Here is a 22,600-nt window from a genome sequence, read left to right as displayed (position 1 = left end):
TGCGATGATTGGAGGGGCAAGTATTGAAAATACCAGCTGGGTAGACACCCAGCTGATCACAATGCTTAAGATTATGTATGAGCCATTTGGCCTTTCTCCGAACCACAGTAAAGTTAAAACATGTATTTCAGAGCATTTTACGGTAACCCGTAACAATTAAACCGCACCGGCTCCGGCACCCGGTAAAAGATGAAAAAAGAAGAATCAAAATTACAAATAGGCCACCCCGGATACTGGAACGGGGAGCCTGCCAGATTTGAAGTGGTCGAAATCACCGTCGGCGATGAACCAGAAGAGATGAAACAGCACTTTACGAAACAACCAGCTTTTACCGGCAAACGATATCTGTGGTTTGTGCCTTTTATTGGGCAGAAAAGGCAGGCCGTAAGGGTGATATACAAAAGAGAGGTGTTTTATCTGGACAACTCTGATGGCATGGGACTCAACAAGGTTCTTAATGGTGGGTCACCTCGTCACGGACACAAAAGCATATATCCCGGCCCTCAATCAGTCATTCGCCCGCTTCCCAGCAATGAGTGGATACACTATAGTTATGAGAAGTACCAGCATGTTGAAGAAGAAGTCAAAGCTGCATGGATAGCGCGCGACCCGACTTACATTGACCACCTGCAACAGATGGAGATACTGCGCAAATCTTTCACACGGAGCACCACTAAACATTAAACCCCGCCGCCGGTCGGTTACCGGCAGGGAGGTCCCCAGTAATACCTAATCAACAACAGTGTAATACTTGGTATGATCCAGGTTGATATTGATCCCTCGTTGAACTCTAAAGGGATCGCCCTTACATTCAATAGTGTGAACCACTTTGTTAGTTGCCTTTTCGATAATAAACACTGTCATAGTTTTTTCTGAAAGGTACATTGATAAAACGTTCCAAATGTTAATTAAGTGTAAATGTAAATCCACCGGCAGGGAGGCCGGAGAAAAATGAACCAAACATTTGCCAGCGCAGGCCGTAGAATAATAAAGGAACTTCTGGAACAATGCACGGAAGGACAACAAAACGTCTTCATCCGCATGTATTCTGGACGGCTAATTTACTCGAGCATCGCCGAAGTTGTTGACAACATGCCGGATGATAAAATTGACCATGCTATTACCCAGTGTGAAAATAGTGTCGCTATGAACAAAAGGATCGCGGCACAGGAGGGCCAAACCAATGAATAAGTTAACAATTAAGCAGGCGATTGAACAAGGTTACACGCACTGTGCAGATTATGGTATATTCCAAGGAGATGATGGTCGATTAATGAGAATAGAAGAAATGAAAGAAAATTACTTCGACGGAAGCAATATAGTAATCTGTGAAAGAGAATTACATACATTTTCTATTGACGGCGAATTGCTGTTCGAATTGCTTAGCGAATATTTAGAAGGTCAAGAAGAGGTGGGAGATGAAAACGGAGAACTGATTGACATTGCTGCCACCGTAGATTTTACCACTATCACTTCCGAGTTGAACAAGGCATTTTCAAGGAAAAAATATTATAAACCAACTGACATTCAATTGATATATGAATAATCACGAGAAACTTGTCCGCGAGATAGCGGAAGAAATGGCAAAAGCCAAAAGTAAGAAATTTGAACCAACAATCAGCTGGGAACAATATCACGTGGAGGCGCGTGAGTGGCGAATAAGTGACCATTTGCCAGATGCCCGCATCGCCGTTAAGCACATGGCAAATGCATTTTCTACAGGGTATGGCGAAGGGGCTAAATGGGGAATGAGTTTTTACGTTAATGGTAGAATGAAGACTATGATGACTGAACGCGGTCTGATCCCGGAATCCGGTAAGGAGGCGGCAGGCGATGAAAGTAAGAATAGTTAAATATTCCGAAGAAAAGTTACTGGTACAAAAAACATGTAGGTGAAACGTTTGAAGTTACGCTTAATTGGAAAGGTGATGAATATTTCTTTTTTGAAGGAATTACAGGATACTATATCCTCAAATCAGACTGCGAAGTAATACCGGAACAGGAGGCAAGCACTGAAGCTAAATAACCGTCTACATAGTACTTTTTTACCTGTAGATCGTATAAGACAAAAACCGCACCGGTCGGCCACCGGCAATGATATGCAAAACAAATACGAAATAGAAAAGACATTCATTCGAGAAGACGGTACAAGGTTAAGGGCTACTGCCACGCTTAGAGGCTCATCTAACCCGAATCACGGGGTCGCTACCTACGGTGAATATACCCTTATAGTGCATGCCCGCAAAAGGGGGTCAACGAAATGGGATAACATTATCGACACAGACGGATGGGACTTTAGACGGGCCAGCTTCCCGGAGGGTCGCAAAGCACTGGTAAAAGAAGCACAGCTTCAGGTGTTGTCCGCAGATGAGATCGACAGCATCTTCACAGAGGTGTGGGAAAAACTCAAACCGGAACCACTCTCACTAAAAATCAAAAACGATGACTGAAAAAGTATATCAAATATTGGCTGATCGTTTATGCGTCTGTGATGATTTTGGCATTGACAATAAAGCTGAAGCCGCCGAAGAGATAGCACAGATGTTCTGCGATTACGTCGTAAAAATAGAAGCTTATCAAGGGCATGATGAATCATGGTACTTAGGATTGAGCGTTCGCCTGATGTTAAAACAGATGGGCTTCACCGAGCAGCAGATTATTAACTCACTCGAAAAACTGAAAGTGAATGACACCAACACCAAAGGAAAAAGCACAGGAGCTTTGTGACAAACTAGGAAAATATCTACGCTATCAAGAGTGGAAAAAATCAGTAGCCCTGATGTGGGTTGATGAGATCATAAAGGCGAAACCAATCGGAAATTCATTGGAATACTGGCAACAGGTAAAAGAAGAAATTCAAAAAATGTAATATGACAACACTAAAGCAGAAACAGGACGCCGCTGAACAGATGTACTCAGTTAACGGCAATATCGGATTTAAAAGGGGCTTTGTGTCCGGTGCAGAATGGCAGGAACATCAGGACGCTAAAGCAATTCAGTGCCTACGTGAGCTTCACGAGTATTACGGATGCGCCGGAGCGGAACTGCTCACAGAACAGGAGACAGAGCTATGGGACAGGGTAGCTCGTATTGTGGACAATCAAAAAAAAGAAGGAGAATGACAACACTTGAACAGAAACACCGAGCAGCTGAACTGCAATACAAAGATCACAATTGGGGACCGGCCGTAAAAAAGGCCGCATTCGTTGAAGGCGCTGAGTGGGCCGAGGCGCAGCAAAGGTGGATACCGATAACCGAGAGGGTGCCGGAGGAAAGTGACTTGGTTCTGGGCTGCATGAAGGATACGCAGAACATATACATCTGCTACTACAAAAAAAGCAGAAACTTGTTTCAGGTATGGGGTGCAGGGAGAGATCCATATGAAGATATGAAGGTTACACACTGGATGCCCCTCCCCGAACCACCCGCACAGGAGGGCGGACAAAATGACCATCGATGAATTGAGGCAGGAGAACTTAACACTCCACATCCAAAACCACCAGCTCCGGGAGCAAAACCGGCGCTATGAAGAACAAATAAAAGGCCTGCTGGTCCAGCTGGCAGAAAAAGGAGGGAAAGAAAATGAAGAAGGAGATAGAACAGCCGGTAATCCACCAGTTCAGTGATTACTTCGCGGCGAAGAAGGCAGCCAGCGCATATTTTCTCGAAAAGCGCAACCATGACTGCGGTACGGTGATAGACGAGAAGCGGGAGACAAAGGAAGGGCTTTACATATCCTTCCGGTCCGCTCAGGATGAAACCTTCAGGGATAGGTACCATGTATTGATTATTAACCAAAAAGTGAAAGTGAAATGTGTAGTAAAGAAAGTTACCAAAGCAAATCCGCAGCCGATTCCACTCTAATTTCGGCGCGGCCCCTGTGGAAAGGAGTGCAGCCAATTCGCTCCTACCTATGCCACATCTGCAAAAAATGGCACCTTACCAGTATGCCGGCAGCCCAATACAACCGGATGAGGAGAAACGGATCTATTCGTTGAAAGTGGCCATGGTGGCCCGGAATCCAAACATGCCATTAATTTTAACAAAAAACAATATAACTGATTAACAATCAATTAGTTAATGCAGGATTCATGAATTTATTACCCCCTGTGAGGGAGAAAACGTGAAAATGATGCAAACGATACAAATTACAGGAATTTCGCTACAAGAATTGCAAGCAATGCTGAATGAATCAGCTATATCGGCAGTAAAAAAGGTGCTTGAAGAGCAGAAAAAACCTTCTGAATGGGAGGATATTTCAATCCAAACGGCAGCAAAGGAGATGAACTGCAGCACCCGGACCATCAAGCGGCGAATGAAAGAACTGAAGATTCAGGGGTACAAAGTAGGTAAAACGATCCTGATACAACGAAAAGACTTGAAAAAGTTTAAGACGCCAGCGGGGTTATAACCCCGCTGGCTTTTTGAATGCCGGGTCGTTAAGTATTTCCTCGGCATTCATTTCAAGTTCAATTTTAATATATCTGAAGAAGCTTTCCTCTGATTCATGTCCAGTTATTGGCATTATCTCCCTAGGCTGCCTCCGAAGGTCTTTATACATCCATGTGGCAAAAAATCGCCGCATAGTATGAGGAGTAAATAGCTCCCATCGATTATATTGTACTTCTTTTTTTATGCCCCCTTCCGTATAGACTATCAATTTAGTGCCAGTTATCCCTGACTCCCTACAGATATTGGGAAGATATCTTGCGAGGTGCTGTCGGCAACTAACAGGAATCTTACCATCATACTTTGAATATATCTCCCTCGCAATCCAGTGGCAAGGTATGACAACCCGCTTGCCCCCCTTTTGGGTAAACACCTCAAATACATCTCCGCAAAGCTTGTAATCATTTATCTTCTGTAAATCCCTTACACGGAGAGCCAAAAAGCATCCATAAACGAAAAAGTCTCGTGCGCGCTCCATGCCTGGCATTTCAAATTTGTGGTTATATATGGTGAGTATCTCATCAAAGGTCGGGGCGATTGCATCACTAGTCTCCTGAGCAACAGTAAAGTCCCTATTATCCTGTACGTCATTCTGATGGTATCCCTTCCGTTTGGCATATCTAAGGAATATTTGCAAATTATTTATAATATCATAAATGGAATTTTGGGCATAATCCTTTTGAACCAGCCAAGATATTAGATTCTTCACAGAATCAATAGTCATGGAATAGCTGAGCTTGAAATTGCCTTCAGGGTCAGCTGCACACTCTTGCCACCGCTCACACATTCTCTCATACTGCGCGATAGTTTGAGGCGAATATTTAGCCTTGGACTTTCTCTTTAATAGCTTACCCTCCCGCATGTCCTTAATCATTTCCGCATGGTCCTTGATCAAGTCCCTCTCTGCCATTTTAGATTTACCAGGCTTGAGTTTCATATTTAGGTATCTTTCAAATTCAGCCTTCGTGATATCATCCCCCATCAGGATAAGCTTTGAAATATAGTCATTTGCAAGTTTCTTAATGTTTTGTAACTTGGCTGCCGAATTGGGGCTATCATCAATCGATTTGATAGATGTGGGGTATCTTAGGCGGCCGTCGGAACAATGATAACTGATAAATAGGTATTTATTGGCAACAATGGTAGTACACTCTCCCTTCATTTTATGTCAAAATTTATGTCGAAAGTTAGTCTTTTTATGTCAGTTTTTGTCCAATTAACAGCATTTTATTTTGAACAAAAAAGCAAAGAAACTCAATATAGTGGCCATTTTTAGGACACATTTCAACTTTTTATGGACCTGAGTGCCATAACGTGGAATTTTAGCGATAAAGGTCGAATTCTTTCGACCTTTTTTCTTTTCCGGAAGATGGTAACCGTAGCGGCTATACGTATGTATCTTTAAAAAAGCCTTCACGTTACCGGCTTTGCGGAGATTTTCAGAAATGGTGCAAAAGCGCTATCTTCAGCAACCAACTTAAACACTTCACAACCGTTTTGTCATGGAAATAAAAGTATTGACTGCTCCCGGGCTGGGCAGTTCCGGCCCGTTGCACTGGCAGACCCTCTGGGAGCAGTCCATACCGGGCACCCGGCGGATAGAGCAGCATTCGTGGGACCGTCCTGTTTGTGCCGACTGGGTGGCGACCATCGAAGCTGCGGTGGCAGAAGCTGGTCCGCAGGTAGTCGTTGCCGCCCACAGCCTTGCCTGTATAGCCCTGGCACACTGGGCGAAGCAGACCCGGTTGCACATTACCGGAGCTTTGCTCGTAGCGCCTGCCGACACAGAGCGGCCGGGCTTTCCGGCCGAGGCGACCGGTTTCACCCCTATCCCTTTACAGGAACTACCGTTCCGCAGCATCGTGGTGGCCAGCACCAATGATGAATATTGTGGTATTACCCGTGCTTCGTTCCTGGCGTCACACTGGGGCAGCCGTTTTGTTAACGCGGGCCCTAAAGGACACATCAATGCCAGTTCCAACCTCGGGGAATGGCTGGAGGGCCAGCGGCTGCTGAAAGAACTGGTACAAAACTGGCCTACCCTATAGCCCGTTTTTTTACTCATCGCTCCTAAATCGATTTTCTACAGGGTTTTAAGGTAGACAATTAACATAAACATAAAACAGGGAGCCCTGCAGGAACCCTTCCCAGCGACTACCTTTGCCCCTTCCTTTTCATAGTTAAGCCGTTAAAATCCAGACAATTGAAAAAAATCATTCTCTTATGCAGCGCGTGGTTGTCGGTTAACACCTACGCCCAAACGAAGACCTACACCCTGGCTAACGCCCATTCCCATAACGACTACGAACGTAAAACACCATTCTATCAGGCAGCGGCCCTGCAATTTGGTTATATCGAAGCAGACATCCACCTGAAAGATGGTGAGCTGTATGTGGCCCATGACAGCAGGGATATCCGGCCCAACCGGACTTTCAAAACTTTATACCTGGAGCCGGTGATCCGGCAATTTGCCCTCAACGACGGCAAAGCCTATGCAGACGGCGCTCCGCTGCGATTGCTGGTAGACATCAAAACGGCCGGTGTACCTACATTGCAGGCCTTACAGACACTGCTGCTCCCTTATCGTCAGTATTTTGATCCTTCCGTCAATCCTAACGCCGTGCAGGTGATCCTTTCCGGAAACATTCCACCGGTAAGCGCCTGGACAGATTTCGATCAACTCTTTTTCTTCGATGGCCGTCCGGACAGCACCTACCCTGCTGCCGTAAAACAGCGCGTAGCGCTGGTGAGCACCGATTTCCACCAGTACAGCAAATGGAATGGTAAAGGCACCTTCGTGCCGGCAGAACTGGAAAAAGTAAAAGCGGTGATCGCCCAGGTGCACCAGCAGGGCTTCCCTTTCCGCTTCTGGGGCGCCCCTTCCGCCAGGACATGTTATTACAAGCTGATGGACCTCGGCGCCGATGTCATTGGCACCGACTATCCTGAGGAACTGGCGGACGTGCTCAAAAACACGGCCCATACCAGTACCGGCAACCTGCCCGTTCACCCGGTATATACGCCTACTTACGCTTCTGACGCCACCCGGGTAAAATCCAAAAATGTGATCCTCTTCATCGGCGACGGTACCGGTCTGGCGGAAATGTTTGCCGGTTACACTGCCAACAAGGGCGACCTGAACCTGTTTCGCATGCGGCAGCTGGGCCTGTCCAAAACAGCGTCCACCGATAACTACCATACTGATTCCGCGGCAGGCGCTACCGCGCTGAGCTCCGGCTCCAAAACCAATAACCGGGAAATAGGCATGGACAATACCTACCATGCTATCCCTGTGCTGCCGGAGATACTGGCTACCAAAGGCATTGCCAGTGGCGTGATCGTTACCGAAGAAATCACCGGCGCCACGCCTGCCGGCTTCTATGGGCATACACCAGACCGTGACAATACACAAATTCTCCACCAGCAACTGATCAGCAGCAAACTGCAGCTGGCTGTTGGCGGCGGCAAAGAAGATTTCGCCCGCGATGTAAAGGGCGACCTGCGTCAAACCCTGGCCCAGTCCGGCATCCGCTTCTATGATGACCTCAATGCCTGGGACGCTGCCACACAAGGCCGCACCCTGGTGGTCCTGTCTGACAAAACCGTTACCTCCATGCGCGACGGCCGTGGCTCCTACCTTAAAGACGCCCTTAAGAAAGCGTTGCAGCAACTCAACGCTTCCGGCAAAGGTTTCTTCCTGATGGTAGAAGGCTCGCGTATAGATCATGGCGGTCATCATAACGATCTCGATTACCTCGTGCGGGAAATGCTGGACTTCGACGATACCATCGGAGAAGCCCTGCGTTTTGCGGACAAAGACAAACAGACCACCATTATCGTGACGGCTGATCACGAAACCGGCGGGCTGGCCCTGATGGACGGCAGCATCGCCAACGGCACGCTGCGTGGCCATTTCGCTACCAATGACCATACCGGTATTCCGGTGATGGTATTTGCCTACGGCCCCAACAGCCAGGAGTTCCAGGGCGTGTATGAGAACAATGAAATCTTTAAGAAGATATTAAAATCATTAGGGGTTCACGCAAAGGCGCAAAGCAGCAAAGAGCGCTAAGAAAATAAATAAGAATTATAAGAAAGCAAAGGAGCGGAGATCAGATGTTGATCTCCGCTCCTTTGCTTTCTCTGTTTGCTTATATTATTCTTAGCGCTCTTTGCTGCTTTGCGCCTTTGCGTGAACCCTATAATAGTACGCTCCCCGCTTCGAGCTCAGCTTCTCTTTATCTGATTGTTTTATCAGCAGGCCGGTAGAAAGCATTTTGCGGCTGAAGTTTCGTTTATCGAAAGGATGGCCATGCACCACTTCGTATAGCAGTTGCAGTTGTGGGATGGTAAATTTTGGCGGCAGCAGTTTAAACAGCAGCGGCGACGCGGACGACTGATAACGGATGTATTGCAACGCCGCTTCCAGTATACGATGATGGTCCGCCATGAGTGATGGCAATTCGTGAAACAGGTGCCATTCCGGGCGACCGTTATGCCAGGAGAACAGTTTCTCCCTGCGGATATACATCAGTGAGAAAAAAGCGACAGACGCCTTACGTGCACCAGCCGTACGTTTGGAGGGACCGAAAGCGCCCAGTTGTTCGCGGTGAATTTTTTCGCGCCCGGTAAGTGCCTGTTGAATACGGGCCGCCGTCTGATCGAAATTTTCTGAGGAGTGCAGACAGTCGCCGGGCAGACACCACCTGTTTTTCAGCGGCCCTTCAAGATGCTTTACCAGTAACAGTTTCAGGTCCTGACCATCGAAACCGAAGATTATATTTTCTACCGTCACCAGCAGGGAAGACCACCCGGTATGATGTTTCATAACAGTTAAACAGTTGACAACAGCAATTTATGTCACCGGGATGATATTAAAAAAATATTCGGTGGGTTATACGGTCAACAGCTGCTGTAATACCGGATCGTTGTAGTCAGACACAAAAGCCCGGATGTTGGGATAGTTGGCAAACTCCTCCCGTGTATGCATGGTAGTTAATGCGATAGCTTCCATCCCTGCGTTCAGGGCCGCTTCCACGCCTTTAGGCGCATCTTCAAAAACGATACAATCTGCCGGGGCAGCCTGTAAAGCAGCCGCGCATTTCAGGAACACTTCCGGATTGGGTTTACTCGTTGTTACATCTTCCGCGCTGACGATCGCTTTGAAAAAATCGTGCAGTTGCAGGTTATCAAGTACATAGCTGATGTTAAAACGGTTGGCCGCAGAACCGATGGCCATCGGGATGTTTTTGGCGGCAGCTTCGCGGAGGAACGCCGGCAAACCGGCTATCAGCTCCAGATGAGGACGGAAAGCCTCCTGATACAATACTTCTTTCTGATGGGCGATATCCAGCATTTCCTCCAGCGTGAAGCGGTCTTTTCCGAAAATGCGCATCAGCAGCTCTTCATTTTTACCATACATATGGCCTCTTACTTCTTCCCGGCTCATATTGGCCCCCAGTTTGTTTAACATACTGTGCCAGCCGTCCAGGTGAAATTCCATGTCGTTGATCATGGTCCCGTTGAGATCGAAAATAAACGCTTTCATGGGCGCAAAGATAATATATCCGCCTACAGTTTCTCTCCAGAATTAAGATGGAGTTTTGAAAACAAAAGCTCCTGATATGAAAAAACTATTGTTGCCGGTTTTGCTGTTCACTGTTCTATCAACATCCGCGCAAACATCCTCCTGGCATGTGTCTGCCACCTATCCCGTGAAAGGCGATGGCAAATGGGATTATATCGCTGTCAGTCCTGTGACGCAACAGTTGTACGTTGCCCACGGCACCGAGGTCAATATTCTGGACAAGGCCACCGGGTCTGAAGCGGGTATCATCCCACATACTACCGGTGTTCACGGGACCGCCTTCGCCGTTCCGTTTGGCAAAGGTTTTACGAGCAACGGCAAGCTCAACACCGTTACTGTTTTTGACCTGCGTACCAATCAGGTGCAGGGAGAAATTCCTGTGGGCGGTAATCCCGATGCTATTTTGTTTGAGCCGTTTTCCGATAAGGTGATTACCTGTAACGGCGCCAGCAAGGACCTGAGCATTATCAATCCGAACACCCTAAAGGTAGTGGCCACCGTTCCTTTACAGGCGAGGCCGGAAACAGCCGTTTCTGACGGGAAAGGCCACCTGTTTGTTAACCTGGAAGATAAGAGCCGCATTGCCGTTGTCAGCACGACCACCTTTAAGGTAGAAAAAGAGTGGCCGTTGGGCAAAGGCGAAGCGCCTACCGGGCTGGCGATCGACACGGTGCATCACCGGCTTTTTGCCGGTTGCGACAATCAGGTGATGATTGTGCTCGACGAGCATGACGGCCGGATAGTGGCCACCCTGCCTATCGGCGATGGTTGCGATGGCGTAGCCTTTGATGCTGCGGAACAAACCATATTTGCCGCCAACGGGGAAGGCAATTTGTCGGTATACCATCAGGAGACCGCCGACCAGTACAAGCTGGTAGCCCGGGTGCCCACCGCCAAAGGCGCCAAAACGCTGACCGTTGACCCGCTGACCCATACGGTATTTCTGCCTGTGGCCGACCGACAGGCGGCCGGTGCTGACGGAAAGGCCGCCATCGCCCCTGGCACCTTCCGTATACTGGCAGTAAGTAAATAGTTCCGAACGGAACTATTTACTTATATTTGAAAACGTTACAGACCATTGTTATGAAAGCTGCTGCCGAAAGGTATCGCAAAAGATAAAGCGCTATTTGAAAATGGACCTCAGCAAAAAACATAATATTCATTTTGCCGGTAACCCTCAAGCCGGTAAAACACTCGTTTTCGGACATGGATTTGGCATAGACCAACAATCCTTCTCCCAGATCGTTCCTGCTTTTGAACAAGACTACCGGATTGTGTTGTATGACAATGCAGGCGGCGGCAATTCCGATCTTTCTTCGTATAGCTATGAACGTTACGAAACACTGGAAGGTTATGTTACAGATCTGATGTCCATTATGGCTTTCGCTCAGGGAACGCACACTACTTTCATCGGGCATTCCGTAAGTGGTATGATAGGCATGATGGTGGCCAACCGGCAACCACAACTATTCGACAAGCTGGTATTGATAGGTTCCAGTCCCCGCTACCTCGATGATCAGCACAGCTCCTATATCGGCGGTTTTGATGATGCGGCGCTGAAAGCGCTGTTTGAAGCCATGCAGACCAACTATGAAGCATGGGTGATCGGCTTTTCGCCGATGGCGATGCGCAACGAAGACCGGCCGGAGCTGGCCAAACAGTTTGCCAGCTCTCTACAAGCGTTAAGACCGGACATCGCCCTTGCCGTGGCAAAGGCTATTTTTCTGCTGGACCACCGGCAGGAACTGCCCCGCGTTTCGCACCCTACCCTGGTCATTCAAACAGCCAACGACATTGTTGTACCCCCCATTGTGAGTGAATATATGGAACGGCATATCCCCGGCAGCAAAAGAATTAAAATAAACGCAGAAGGCCATTTTCCGCAGCTCAGCGCGCCACACGAAGTGATCGCCGCGCTGCAATCATTTGTATAGTTTATTCAGTATTTAATCTTTATACCGTGATTAAATGGGAAAGTAAAGCACTCGATTTTATCAACCAGACCAGCCGCTGGGATAAGGAAAAGCACATCTCTTCTTTTCTGGCATTCAGTATTTCACTGGTTAAAAATTTGCTGCAGGCAGACGTGGCGTTGCAACTGGAATTTGAGAATGAACACTCCGCAAAAGTAAAAAATGCTTCCCCCAATTTTCACAACGGAGCGGTCGTTAATCCTGATCCTGTTCGACAGCTGCTTTACCGCAACGCCTTCAAAACCATTTACTGGCAGGAGTTTCCGGCAGACAACCCGTTGAAGGACCAGCTAGAGGACCTGCTTTGCGCCGTAATTATTCCCATCAATATAGAACCTCATAACAGCCTGCTGTTGCTCGGCTGGTCAGACCCACAGGAATTTGATCAGGGATTTCAGGATTGTATTGAAACCATCCGGCTGCGGCTAAAGGAGATCCTTACCCAAACGCAGGAACGGTTGTACTTTCAGGGCATCGCCATCAGATTTGCCGCCATTTTGCATAGCCTGCCTCACGCGGTAGTGTTTATCAACAATGACGGCTATGCCGGTTGGGTAAATCAGAAAGCAGCAGACATACTGGAGCTGGCAGGGCCTGGCGAGCAATTGCCGGCCATTCTCTCCGATGCCATGACACAGCTGCGGAACAGGGCCGTGAACACCGAAGATATTTACAATACCGCCATACAGTTATTTGCCTCGCCGGAAAATGCGATCAGTGACTGGGAATGGAAGCTGGACGGTGAATCGCCCATAACATACCGGGTATCATGCCTGCCGGTAACCTCTCAACGTATCAATGGCCGTCTCTGGATTTTTGAAGAATGACTGTTCAGATTTTGCGCCACAGGAAATAAAAAACGCTGCCCTGCCCTGGTTCCGACTCGGCCCATACTTTTCCACCCTGTTCTTCCACCAGCATTTTAAAAATATTCAGGCCGATACCAGAGCCCTCTTCTTTACCGTGGTAGTCCAACCGCTCAAACAGGCGAAACACGCGGTCGGTGTCCCGCTGTTGCATACCGGGGCCGTTGTCTTTTACATAGAACTCGTAAAACTCACCTCTGTCTGTTGCGCCGATGGCAATCAGGCCATCCGTTTTATCATTGTATTTGATGGCATTGGAAATAAGGTTTTGAAATATCCGCTGCAGTTTCAGTCTGGTGGCGGTAATCACCGGTAGCCGGCCATCCGCTACAATGCGGATGTTAGCGGGAGGAAACAGCAGTCGGGCAATATCCGTGATCAGCAGATTGACGTCCACTGTTTCGGTGGTGTCTGTGGTATTATTCTGACGGGCGTAGTCCAGTATCGCGGAGATCATTTCTGTCAGGTGATTGGTAGCACTGAGCACGGTGCTCATCTGGTCTTTTATTTCGGGCGATTGTTGTACGCAGTCTTCCTCACTGATCATGGACAACAAGCTGATAGCGCCGGCCAGCGGTGATTTCAGGTCATGTGCCACCATGTAGGTAAATCGTTCCAGTTGTTTGTTGATCTTTTCTTTTTCTGCCAGCGCGTCTTTTAGTTCCTGGCGGGAGAAATATAATTTTTCAAATACGTTGACTTTCGCGCGGGTGACATTTACATCGAGGGGTTTGGAAAGGTAGTCTACCGCACCGGCGGAAAAACCGCGCATCACGTTCTGATCTTCCTTATTGATAGCGGTGACGAAGATGATGGAGATATCGCGGGTTTTGGGATTGAGCTGTAGCAGGCGGGCTACTTCGTAGCCGTCCATTTCCGGCATTTGCACATCCAGTAATATGAGGCCGATGTCGTTATTACGGAGCACTGTTTTCAGCGCTTCGTTTCCGGACGTGGCCAGATGAAAACAACGATTGTCCCCTTCCAGCATTCGTTGCAGGGAGATGAGGTTCTCCATTTTATCATCTACCAATAAAATGGCAAAACTGTTTCGGGGGTCACTGGTCATGTTCTGCGCTCATTTTCAGTTCCGTTAAAAAATGTACCATATCCGTAATGCTCATGGGTTGTGCTTCCGGGCAGAGTTCGAGGGCTGCCAGCGGCATGGTATCGAACAATGCGGAAGCCGGGTCCTGTACAATACCGGTACCGCCTGCCGCAATGATCTGTTGCATACCGGCAGCGCCGTCTTTACTGGCGCCGCTCAACAGGATGCCCAGGGCGCGCGGTCCGTAGGCTGCCGCCACACTGGCAAAACTCACATCGATGGATGGCCGGCTGTAATGCAGCGGCTCAGAATAATCCAAGGCAAAGGTGCCATCGGTTTCTATCAACAGGTGATAATTCTGTGGTGCGAGATATATCCGGCGGGATAATACCGGTTGTTTATCTTCCGGCTCCGTGATAGGCGCTTTGAGTGACAACAGACGGTCCAGGTCACTGGGCACGTTCTTGAGCCGGTGTACAATAATCATCATAGTGCAATCGATGGATACCGGCAATTGCTCCAGCAATTCTGCCAGCACCGGTAAACTACCGGCGGAGCCACCAATGGCGATCATATCATATGGAGAGGGTATCTGCAAGCTTTAGCTTTTACGTCTGAAAATTTTATGGACAGCACTAACCGCCTCAAACCGTATGCTTTCTTCGGAAAACATCATCGATTCTTTCAGTCCCAGTGCGAGATATCCCAACGGCGCCAGGCTATCGTAGAATAATCGCAGCACACGGTCCTGCAACTGTCTGTTGAAATAGATAAACACGTTCCTGCAACAGATCAGCTGGAACTCATTAAACACCTGGTCAGTGACAAGGTTGTGTTGAAAGAAGACAATATTGCGGCGCAGCGCCGAATGGATGACAGCATGTTCATCATCTGCCGTATAGTAGCTGGAGAAATCTTCCATCCCACCCGCCTGCAGGTAGTTCTGGGTATAGTCTTTCATACATTTCAGGGGGATGAGGGCCTTTTCCGCCTTCAGGAGGCTGACCGCATTGAGGTCGGTGGCGTAAATACGGCAACGTTCCAGCAGTCCGGCTTCCTGTAACAGGATGATCATGGAGAATACTTCTTCGCCCGTAGCGCAGCCGGCATGCCATATTTTGATGGTAGGATAAGTGGCCAGCCGGGGCAGCACCAGATCTTTCAGTGTTTTGTAGAAGAGCGGGTCACGGAACATTTCCGTGACGTTGACCGTGATGAACTGGGCCATACGCTCGAAGAAAGTTGCATCCTGTAGCAGTCTGTCTGACAGCTCATTTACGCCGCCTATATAGGCATACCCCATAAAGCGCTGGAAGCGGCGCTTCAGGGAAGAGCGCGCGTAGTCACTGAAGTCGTAGCCGTATTGGCGATGAATAAGGCTGACCAGTGTTTCCAGTTCCTCGTTACTGATCTCTTTTATCATAGGTATCGGAAATATTTATCAGTTCAGGATAACCATACATGCAGTAGTGATAACAGTTTGATGCTGTCTACCGGTTTAGCGATGTAATCCGATGCACCGGCATCCAGGCAGTGCTGCCGGTCGCCCGGCATGGCTTTCGCCGTGATCGCGATAACCGGCAGCTGCATCAACCGCCGGTCATTTCTGATGTGCCGGATGGCCTCAAAGCCGTCCATTTCCGGCATCATCATATCCATCAGGACCAGGTCCACCATTTGATGCCCTTCCAGCACTGTGAGCGCTTCTCTGCCATCGGCGGCGGTAAGCACACAGACGCCCTGTTCTTCCAGCAAGGCGCTCATGGAAAATACATTGCGCATGTCATCATCTACCAGCAACACCTTTTTTCCGGCGAGTATATTTTTAGTCACATGACCAGGCAGACGGGGAGCTGCCTCCGGGGGCTTTTTGTTATTCAGCAATCGTTCCAGTTCATCGGCCAGGCGGTCTGTCGGGAATGGGGTTTTACGTATAATAGCCGCTACCTGTTTTCTGATCTGTTGTTCTTCGGAAGCTGAAATATCCTGATCGATATATACAATAACAGGCGTAGGGGCCACAGTGTTCATTTGTTGTAAAGTAGCGAGGGCAGCTTTACCTGCCTGGGGGAGGCAGCCCATGTCCAGGATGATACAGTCATATTTCCCGGCTGCCAGCAAATCCGCGGCCACAGCCATGTTAGCCGCCACATCATAACGAACGTTCAGTTTATTGCCGGTAAATATTTCTGTTCCGATGACCAGTATTTGTTGACCGCCGGCGAACAGGTGACGGCCGTCATCATTTTGTTTGGTTTGAAATCGTATTGTTGCATTCTGTACACCCGGTACCGTGTCATCTCGCAATTGTAGTGGTTCCGCATTCAATGGTAATATCACCGTAAAGGTGCTGCCTTGCGGGCTACTTTTTTCGAGATGTATGGCCCCTTTCAGTAACAGCATCAGTTCCCGGCTGATGGACAGCCCCAGGCCCGTACCACCATATTTTCGGGTGGTGGCGCCATCTCCCTGATGGAAAGCATCAAAGATCAGCTGCTGTTTTTCTGCGGGGATGCCCGGTCCGGTGTCAGTAACGCTGATACAGAGCGCATTTTCAGGCAGTATATACCAGGACAGGCTAATCTGTCCTCCGACTGGCGTAAACTTAAAAGCATTAGACAGCAGATTGCGTATTACCTGTTCCAGCCGCAGCCTGTCGGTAGTGATCACTGCCGGTACATTGACGGCCATTTCAGTGGTGTATTGTATTTGTTTTTCCTGGGCCACTACCCCAAAGAGATTATCCAGGTCTTCAATTACAGCCGCAATACGCACCGGTTCAGGTGTAAGCTCCACTTTACCGGCTTCTATTTTGGAGAGATCGAGAATATCATTGATCAACCGTAGCAGGTCCGAACCTGACTTATGCATGATCCCTGCGTATTCCACCTGACGGGGAAACAGGTTACCTTCTTTATTTTCCTCCAGCATTTTAGCCAGTATCAGCACACTGTTGAGCGGTGTCCGCAGTTCATGCGACATATTAGCGAGGAATTCGGATTTATAACGACTGTTGGCTTCCAGCTCCGCAGCTTTAAGAGAGAGGGCCTGGCGGGCCGTTTCCAGCTCTGTGTTTTTCATGGCCATTTCAGCATTGACCTGCCGCAGTTCTTCCTCCTGCACCCGCAGCTCTTCTTCAGATGCTTGCAGGAATTCGGACTGGCGGCTCAGTTCTTCGTTGGACTGGCGCAGCTCTTCCTGTTGGCCATACAGGGCTTCTTTCTGCTCCTGTACCTGTTGTAAGAGCACCAGTACTTTTTCCCTTTCGCGTGCAGCATGTAACGCTACTGCCACATCTCCGGATACCAGTTCGAGCAGCTGCAACTGAAGCGGAGTAACAGCTTTGGCCGTCACCAGTTCCAGGACGCCGGTTAATTCATCTCCCATTAACAGCGGAACAAATACCAGCATATGGGGAGATGGGCGGGCGCCCGCGGCAGATGTATTCCGATAGTTGACAGGCAGCTGGCTGATGATGCGTATATCCCTGCCGGTAGCCGCGTCACCGACGAGTCCTTCACCGGGCATTAACTGTACCGGGATATCTGCAGGCAGATGAACACTGCTGCATAAACGAAGCAGGGCTTCCTCCTTTTCGTACTCGTACAGCGCACCTGCTGCGAAGCCGGCATGCTCCGTGAAGGACAGCAGACATTTATACGCCAGGCTTTCCGGCTTATGAATGCCCAGCAGGTTTTCTTTCATATCGTTCAGCCTACTGAGTAGCCAGTTACGATCATTCGACTCTCTGTTGAGCGTAACTACTTCCTCCAGTTTGCTGTTGAGTTTTTTCCGTACCAGTTGACCGTAATAAAATTCTTTGTAAAAAAAATACATCAGTATACAACCAATACACAGGATAATAGCAGTATTCAACGGGAGCATAAAACCGGTAACGCGTGCACGTTGCGGGAAAGGCCACCAGGAAAGGATCCCTCCCAGCAACATCAGCAGGGAAACAGCAGCGAGGCCGAGGTATAGTCTTTTTGCAGGAGATAGTTTCATATACCTGAATAACAACATGCTGTCCCGTTAGGTTGCAGTAACGCACATACGACAACAAATCATTAACATTTATCCATGAAACAATGTATGCGCTACTTTGTTAAAATGGTTGTTAACGCCCGAAAGGAGGTCCTATGAAGAAGATTTTATTAATAGAAGACGATGAGATCATGCCCAAGATAGTGGCTCGTATCCTCCCTTCCACAGAATACCGGCTGGAACATGCATCTAATGGTAAAGAAGCCCTACAATTGCTGGAAGAGACCAGTTATGCTTACGACCTGATTATTACGGATATTATGATGCCATACGCTAATGGCTTCGAGATTCTGAGTAAGATAAAGCACAGGGACCGTCCCATCCCCGTCATTATCATTTCCAATGCAGGTAACGAAGACATGATCATGGAAGGGTTCAAGCTGGGTGCAGATGACTTTTTAAAAAAGCCTATCCTCCCTGCTGAACTGCTGATCAGGGTCAAAAAATTGTTAATGTAGAATCGTTCGTCATGTCACAGATTGACAACCCCACACTTTCCGCTTCTGTGGAAACAGTTTCCTCATATCTGGAAACAGCTTTCACATCTGTCAAAGCAGCTACCCGGTTTCTGGAGAACACTTTCCTGAACGCCCCTATCACCATCCAGATAGCGATGGTGTTTATCATCATTGCCATTGTTACCACAGCGCTGGCTTATATCTCCATTCTGCGCAATCGCTACCGCGGATACCGGACAGACAAAAAACTGGCGCGTTTATGTCCCCGCATCGACAACCTGCTGATAGATGAAGTGCTGAGCCACCCGTCGCTACAGCAGCATGTTCCACCAGATGAAATACAGCTTAACATCGCTCCTTTTGAGCAGCTGCCCCTGCATCGCAGATGGGCACGACAGGCGCTCACCGGCCGTATTATCCATTTCCGCCGTAATGTACGGGGCAATATAGGACTACTGCTGCGTAACCTGTACATGCAGCTGGACCTGGACAACGACACCCTGAAAAAACTGAAATCGCGGCACTGGGAGAAAAAGGTACAGGCACTTACAGAGCTGACCAGTCTGGATATGTTCATCTCTGATGTCACCATCCTCCCGATGACCAACGACCGTAACCGGGAACTGCGTGCCGCCGCCAGGCACGCCTATATTAAACTGAGTAAAAACGAGCCTTTCAAGTTCTTTGATATTGCTAAAGAGCCGCTGCTGATGTGGGACCAGGTAGAGCTGTTCCGGACCATCACCAGCACAGAAAATATCGCTATCCCCAATTTCGCGCGGTGGATCATCTACTCCGGCAACAAGAGTGTTATTTCGTTCTGTCTGAAGCTGGTGGTATATTACAACCAACACAATGCGGTACCCGCTATTCTCCGGCTGCTGGAGACCAAGGACCACTATCTGCGTGCAGACGCCATCAACTGCCTCGGCAAGTTACGTGCCCGCATCGCGGAAGATAAGCTGGTAGCATTATACAGCCATCAGCCTATCCCCTGTCAGATAGAAATACTCAAAGCATTGGGCCGCATCGGCAGCGGAGAACATGTTGAATTTCTGAAAACAGAATTTTTACACGCCACCGATTTTGACCTGCGTAAACACGCCGCCAAATCGCTGGTAAGGAACCAATGGGTGAGCGATCATCCCGGTGATGAACTGCTTTCCTCCGTTTCGCAGGAAAACCTGCGGATACTGAGACATTGTATGAACCCCTTAATCAAGTACTGATGCAAAGCATTGTAAACGCCATCAGCCATATTTATCAGAGCACCATTTTCCTGTACGGGCTGGTGCTGCTGCTGGTATATGCCATGCTGGCCTTCTTTTCCATGCTGGGCGTGCGGCAGTATGCCCGTCAGGACAACGACTATCAGCTGGACGTACTGGCCGGTTCCGGCATCGTTCCCGGCATCTCCGTACTGGCGCCGGCTTACAATGAAGGCCTCACGATTATCGACAATGTCCGTTCCCTGCTGACCTTGAATTATCCCCGCTTCGAGATCATTGTCATCAACGATGGCAGCACCGACAATACGCTGGAACAGCTGATCCGGGAATTCAGTCTGCAGGAAGTAGATTTCGCCTATCACATAAAACTGAAGACCCAACCGGTGAAGCGGGTGTACAAGTCCACCAACCCGGCCTATTCCACGCTGGTGGTACTCGACAAAGTGAACGGCAAGAGCAAGGCCGATGCCTCCAACGCCGGCATCAACGCAGCATCTTTCGATTATTTCCTCTGCACCGATGTAGACTGTGTACTGGACAAAAACACGCTGCTGGAGCTGATACGGCCGGTATTACAGGAAGAGAAAAAAAGGGTCATTGCCACCGGAGGCACGCTGCGAATCGGCAACTCCTGTGAGTTTGACGAGGGCGTGATGACCCGTATGCGGCCGCCACGGGAGCTACTGCCCCGTTTCCAGGAAGTGGAATACATCCGTTCTTTTGTGCTCGGTAAAATGGGCTGGAGTTATATCAACTGCGTCCCCAACGTATCCGGCGGACTGGGATTATTCGACAAGGAAGTAGCCATCCGCTGCGGCGGTTATGACCATACTTCCTTTGGTGAAGACATGGAACTGATGAGCCGTATGTGCCGGTATGCTTATGATTACAATATTGACTACGCCATCCGTTATGTTCCTAAAACCTTGTGTTGGACAGAAGCACCGAATACACTGGAAATATTCAAACGGCAACGGATACGCTGGGCAAGAGGATTGGCACAATTGATACACGCTCACTTTCACATGTTTCTCAATCCCAAATATGGCAAAATCGGAATGGTCATCTTCCCCTATAATTTCTTTTTTGAGTTGCTGGCCCCGGTGGTAGAAATGCTTGGTCTTATCACCTACCTGCTGCTGGCGCTGCTGGGATATATACACTGGCACAATGCACTATTGTTGTTATTGTTTGTGTATACCTACTCTATTATGATCACCACCATCGCTATCTTGTGGGACCAGCTCACCTTCCGTTATTATAAGACCTGGAAAGAAGTGTTATTCCTTTGTATGACCGCTTTCCTCGAGTTTGTTATATATCATCCCATTATCGTGTATTTCTCCCTGCGGGGCTACTACAACTTCCTCACCGGCAAACGGGTGACATGGGGAAATATGCAGCGGCAGGGCTTTGGTAAAAAGTAACGCTGTCTGATTATGTATTCACTCAAAATATTGCTCAGCACCCTGATATTTATATACGGCGCCTTCATCCTGCTGATGTATGGCATACTCGCCGTGCTCTCTTACCGGTCGATACAGCTGTTCCGGAAGCACAACAGTTTCACCGATTTTAACCAGCTGCTCGAATCACCGCTGGCGCCGGGCATCTCCGTGATAGCACCGGCCTTCAACGAAGGGTTGACCATCATTTCCAACGTGCGCTCCCTACTAACACTGAACTATACACGCTTTGAAGTCATTATCATCAACGATGGCAGTACAGATGATACGCTGAACAAATTGATAAAGGCTTTTGAACTGATCGAAATTGAGTTTGCCTATCACGAGAGAATCAAAACCCAGCCGGTACGACGGTTTTTCAAATCGATCAATATTGCATATGAAAAACTGCTGGTCATCGACAAAATAAATGGCAAAAGCAAGGCCGATGCCTCCAATGCGGGTATCAATGCGGCTTCCTTTAACTATTTTTTGTGTACCGATGTAGATTCTGTGTTAGAGAAAGATACTTTGTTGCGCATGGTAAAACCCTTTATGACCGAAGAGCTACGACAGACCAAAGAAGTAGGTGAACCATGTCCGGAGTGTGGTCACGTACATGTAACAGAAGACAGTAAGCGCGTGATCGCCACCGGCGCCACGCTGCGCATCGCCAATTCCTGCGAAGTAGAAGAAGGCGAGATCCTGCGGGTACGGCCGCCGATGAACCCTTTGCCACGCTTTCAGGAAATGGAATATGTACGGTCTTACGTGCTGGGGAAAGTGGGCTGGAGCATGATGAACAGCGTACCCAATGTATCCGGCGGACTGGGTTTGTTTGACAAAGAAATAGCCATCAAGGCTGGTGGATATGACAGCAAGTCGTTTGCAGAAGATATGGACATCGTTACCCGGATGTCTGCCTATATGATGGACAACCATCAGCAGTATGCCATCCGGTATATTCCTACTACACAATGCTGGACAGAGGGACCGCCTAATATGACCATCTTCGGCCGGCAGCGCACCCGCTGGGGCCGCGGCCTTTCAGAGATCATGAACATGCATAGTCAGCTGATCTTCAACCCCCGTTATAAAAAGCTGGGCATGCTCGTATTGCCCTACAATCTGTTCTTCGAATTTCTCGCCCCCATCATTGAGTTTGTGGGCCTGATCATCTATCTCTATCTGATTTTCACGCATCAGGTATATTGGTTGTATGCTACCATCCTGCTGATATTCGCCTATCTGTATTCCGTGATGATCACCACGCTGGCTATCTGCTGGGACCAGCTCACCTACCGTTATTACCGCAGCTGGCGGGAGGTAATGGGGTTAGCCCTGATGGCTTATCTGGAACCTTTTATCTATCATCCGCTGATTATGTTTTTTGCTTTGCGCGGATACTGGTTTTTTCTTACCGGTAAAAAAACACCGTGGGGCAATATGCAACGGCAAGGCTTCGGTCAACCGACAGCCCCCTTTCCCAAACTTAAATGAC

General features: G+C 48.6%; 26 protein-coding genes. 19 read left to right on the top strand and 7 right to left on the bottom strand.

Annotated features, from left to right (window positions below; all coding sequences use genetic code 11):
* Positions 1-189 precede the first annotated feature (189 nt).
* The 10 genes from ICL55_RS22065 to ICL55_RS22020 all read left to right on the top strand — a co-directional run bounded on the left by ICL55_RS22065 (position 190) and on the right by ICL55_RS22020 (position 4,411).
* A complete protein-coding gene (locus tag ICL55_RS22065) occupies positions 190-684 on the top strand; it encodes a hypothetical protein (protein WP_188101416.1) in 495 nt (164 codons plus the stop codon).
* Positions 685-1,183: 499 nt separating this feature from the next.
* On the top strand, positions 1,184-1,546 hold the full coding sequence (locus ICL55_RS22060) for a hypothetical protein (RefSeq protein WP_188101415.1): 363 nt from the start codon (positions 1,184-1,186) through the stop codon (positions 1,544-1,546).
* Positions 1,539-1,853 (top strand): hypothetical protein, encoded by a 315-nt coding sequence (locus ICL55_RS22055; protein ID WP_188101412.1) that lies wholly within the window; start codon positions 1,539-1,541, stop codon positions 1,851-1,853. Before ICL55_RS22060 ends, ICL55_RS22055 begins: the two co-directional genes overlap by 8 nt.
* A 246-nt stretch (positions 1,854-2,099) precedes the next feature.
* On the top strand, positions 2,100-2,450 hold the full coding sequence (locus tag ICL55_RS22050; protein ID WP_188101410.1) for a hypothetical protein: 351 nt from the start codon (positions 2,100-2,102) through the stop codon (positions 2,448-2,450).
* Complete coding sequence (locus ICL55_RS22045) at positions 2,443-2,727, top strand: hypothetical protein (protein WP_188101408.1); 285 nt, start codon at positions 2,443-2,445, stop codon at positions 2,725-2,727. Before ICL55_RS22050 ends, ICL55_RS22045 begins: the two co-directional genes overlap by 8 nt.
* A complete protein-coding gene (locus tag ICL55_RS22040; protein WP_188101406.1) occupies positions 2,687-2,869 on the top strand; it encodes a hypothetical protein in 183 nt (60 codons plus the stop codon). The genes ICL55_RS22045 and ICL55_RS22040 overlap by 41 nt, the downstream gene beginning before the upstream one ends.
* A gap of 1 nt (position 2,870) precedes the next feature.
* Complete coding sequence (locus ICL55_RS22035) at positions 2,871-3,122, top strand: hypothetical protein (RefSeq protein ID WP_188101405.1); 252 nt, start codon at positions 2,871-2,873, stop codon at positions 3,120-3,122.
* On the top strand, positions 3,119-3,460 hold the full coding sequence (locus ICL55_RS22030) for a DUF551 domain-containing protein (protein WP_188101402.1): 342 nt from the start codon (positions 3,119-3,121) through the stop codon (positions 3,458-3,460). The genes ICL55_RS22035 and ICL55_RS22030 overlap by 4 nt, the downstream gene beginning before the upstream one ends.
* 122 nt (positions 3,461-3,582) lie before the next feature.
* Entirely contained in the window at positions 3,583-3,864 is a 282-nt protein-coding gene (locus ICL55_RS22025) for a hypothetical protein (RefSeq protein WP_188101400.1), read from the top strand.
* A gap of 268 nt (positions 3,865-4,132) precedes the next feature.
* Entirely contained in the window at positions 4,133-4,411 is a 279-nt protein-coding gene (locus tag ICL55_RS22020; protein WP_188101398.1) for an excisionase family DNA-binding protein, read from the top strand.
* Here ICL55_RS22020 and ICL55_RS22015 read toward each other — a convergent pair.
* Positions 4,406-5,611, bottom strand: a complete 1,206-nt coding sequence (locus ICL55_RS22015; RefSeq protein ID WP_188101396.1) for a tyrosine-type recombinase/integrase — start codon at positions 5,609-5,611, stop codon at positions 4,406-4,408. The two genes, ICL55_RS22020 and ICL55_RS22015, sit on opposite strands and share 6 nt — an antisense overlap.
* A 340-nt stretch (positions 5,612-5,951) precedes the next feature.
* On the opposite strand from ICL55_RS22015, the gene ICL55_RS22010 reads away from it, so the two are divergent.
* Both ICL55_RS22010 and ICL55_RS22005 read left to right on the top strand, forming a co-directional pair.
* Positions 5,952-6,497 (top strand): RBBP9/YdeN family alpha/beta hydrolase, encoded by a 546-nt coding sequence (locus tag ICL55_RS22010; protein ID WP_188101394.1) that lies wholly within the window; start codon positions 5,952-5,954, stop codon positions 6,495-6,497.
* 155 nt (positions 6,498-6,652) lie between these two features.
* Positions 6,653-8,521, top strand: coding sequence for an alkaline phosphatase (locus ICL55_RS22005; protein WP_188101392.1), 1,869 nt, complete (start codon positions 6,653-6,655; stop codon positions 8,519-8,521).
* A 90-nt stretch (positions 8,522-8,611) separates the two neighbouring features.
* Here ICL55_RS22005 and ICL55_RS22000 read toward each other — a convergent pair whose 3' ends face one another.
* Positions 8,612-9,277: an NUDIX hydrolase gene (locus ICL55_RS22000; protein ID WP_188101390.1), complete on the bottom strand. Its 666-nt coding sequence runs from the start codon at positions 9,275-9,277 to the stop codon at positions 8,612-8,614.
* A 66-nt stretch (positions 9,278-9,343) separates the two neighbouring features.
* Positions 9,344-9,997: an HAD family hydrolase gene (locus ICL55_RS21995; protein WP_188101388.1), complete on the bottom strand. Its 654-nt coding sequence runs from the start codon at positions 9,995-9,997 to the stop codon at positions 9,344-9,346.
* Between the two features lie 76 nt (positions 9,998-10,073).
* Between ICL55_RS21995 and ICL55_RS21990 the strand changes: the two genes are divergently transcribed.
* The 3 genes from ICL55_RS21990 to ICL55_RS21980 all read left to right on the top strand — a co-directional run bounded on the left by ICL55_RS21990 (position 10,074) and on the right by ICL55_RS21980 (position 12,836).
* Positions 10,074-11,069: a YncE family protein gene (locus ICL55_RS21990; RefSeq protein WP_188101386.1), complete on the top strand. Its 996-nt coding sequence runs from the start codon at positions 10,074-10,076 to the stop codon at positions 11,067-11,069.
* Positions 11,070-11,169: 100 nt separating this feature from the next.
* Positions 11,170-11,970, top strand: a complete 801-nt coding sequence (locus ICL55_RS21985) for an alpha/beta fold hydrolase (protein ID WP_188101383.1) — start codon at positions 11,170-11,172, stop codon at positions 11,968-11,970.
* A 26-nt stretch (positions 11,971-11,996) separates the two neighbouring features.
* Positions 11,997-12,836 (top strand): hypothetical protein, encoded by an 840-nt coding sequence (locus ICL55_RS21980; RefSeq protein WP_188101381.1) that lies wholly within the window; start codon positions 11,997-11,999, stop codon positions 12,834-12,836.
* 4 nt (positions 12,837-12,840) lie between these two features.
* On the opposite strand, the gene ICL55_RS21975 is transcribed toward ICL55_RS21980, so the two are convergent.
* The 4 genes from ICL55_RS21975 to ICL55_RS21960 are packed head-to-tail and all read right to left on the bottom strand — an operon-like array spanning position 12,841 to position 17,928.
* Complete coding sequence (locus ICL55_RS21975) at positions 12,841-13,944, bottom strand: hybrid sensor histidine kinase/response regulator (RefSeq protein WP_188101379.1); 1,104 nt, start codon at positions 13,942-13,944, stop codon at positions 12,841-12,843.
* The gene (locus ICL55_RS21970; protein ID WP_246496482.1) at positions 13,934-14,521 is read right to left on the bottom strand and encodes a chemotaxis protein CheB; all 588 of its coding nucleotides are present in this window, start codon (positions 14,519-14,521) and stop codon (positions 13,934-13,936) included. Before ICL55_RS21970 ends, ICL55_RS21975 begins: the two co-directional genes overlap by 11 nt.
* A 3-nt stretch (positions 14,522-14,524) precedes the next feature.
* Entirely contained in the window at positions 14,525-15,346 is an 822-nt protein-coding gene (locus ICL55_RS21965) for a CheR family methyltransferase (protein WP_188101377.1), read from the bottom strand.
* Between the two features lie 23 nt (positions 15,347-15,369).
* Positions 15,370-17,928 carry a GAF domain-containing hybrid sensor histidine kinase/response regulator gene (locus ICL55_RS21960; RefSeq protein WP_188101375.1) on the bottom strand — a complete coding sequence of 853 codons (2,559 nt, stop codon included), beginning with the start codon at positions 17,926-17,928 and terminating at the stop codon, positions 15,370-15,372.
* Between the two features lie 134 nt (positions 17,929-18,062).
* On the opposite strand from ICL55_RS21960, the gene ICL55_RS21955 reads away from it, so the two are divergent.
* Genes ICL55_RS21955 through ICL55_RS21940 form a run of 4 tightly spaced genes read left to right on the top strand, consistent with a single transcriptional unit; the run spans position 18,063 to position 22,599 of the window.
* Positions 18,063-18,425 (top strand): response regulator transcription factor, encoded by a 363-nt coding sequence (locus ICL55_RS21955; protein ID WP_188101373.1) that lies wholly within the window; start codon positions 18,063-18,065, stop codon positions 18,423-18,425.
* Positions 18,426-18,436: 11 nt separating this feature from the next.
* A complete protein-coding gene (locus tag ICL55_RS21950; RefSeq protein ID WP_188101371.1) occupies positions 18,437-19,654 on the top strand; it encodes a HEAT repeat domain-containing protein in 1,218 nt (405 codons plus the stop codon).
* Positions 19,654-21,081 carry a glycosyltransferase family 2 protein gene (locus tag ICL55_RS21945; protein WP_188101369.1) on the top strand — a complete coding sequence of 476 codons (1,428 nt, stop codon included), beginning with the start codon at positions 19,654-19,656 and terminating at the stop codon, positions 21,079-21,081. Before ICL55_RS21950 ends, ICL55_RS21945 begins: the two co-directional genes overlap by 1 nt.
* A 12-nt stretch (positions 21,082-21,093) precedes the next feature.
* On the top strand, positions 21,094-22,599 hold the full coding sequence (locus ICL55_RS21940) for a glycosyltransferase family 2 protein (protein WP_188101367.1): 1,506 nt from the start codon (positions 21,094-21,096) through the stop codon (positions 22,597-22,599).
* Position 22,600 lies beyond the last annotated feature (1 nt).

This window comes from Chitinophaga varians (assembly GCF_014529945.1).
Classification (GTDB): Bacteria; Bacteroidota; Bacteroidia; order Chitinophagales; family Chitinophagaceae; genus Chitinophaga; species Chitinophaga varians.
This window is presented reverse-complemented; position numbering and strand designations above follow the sequence as displayed.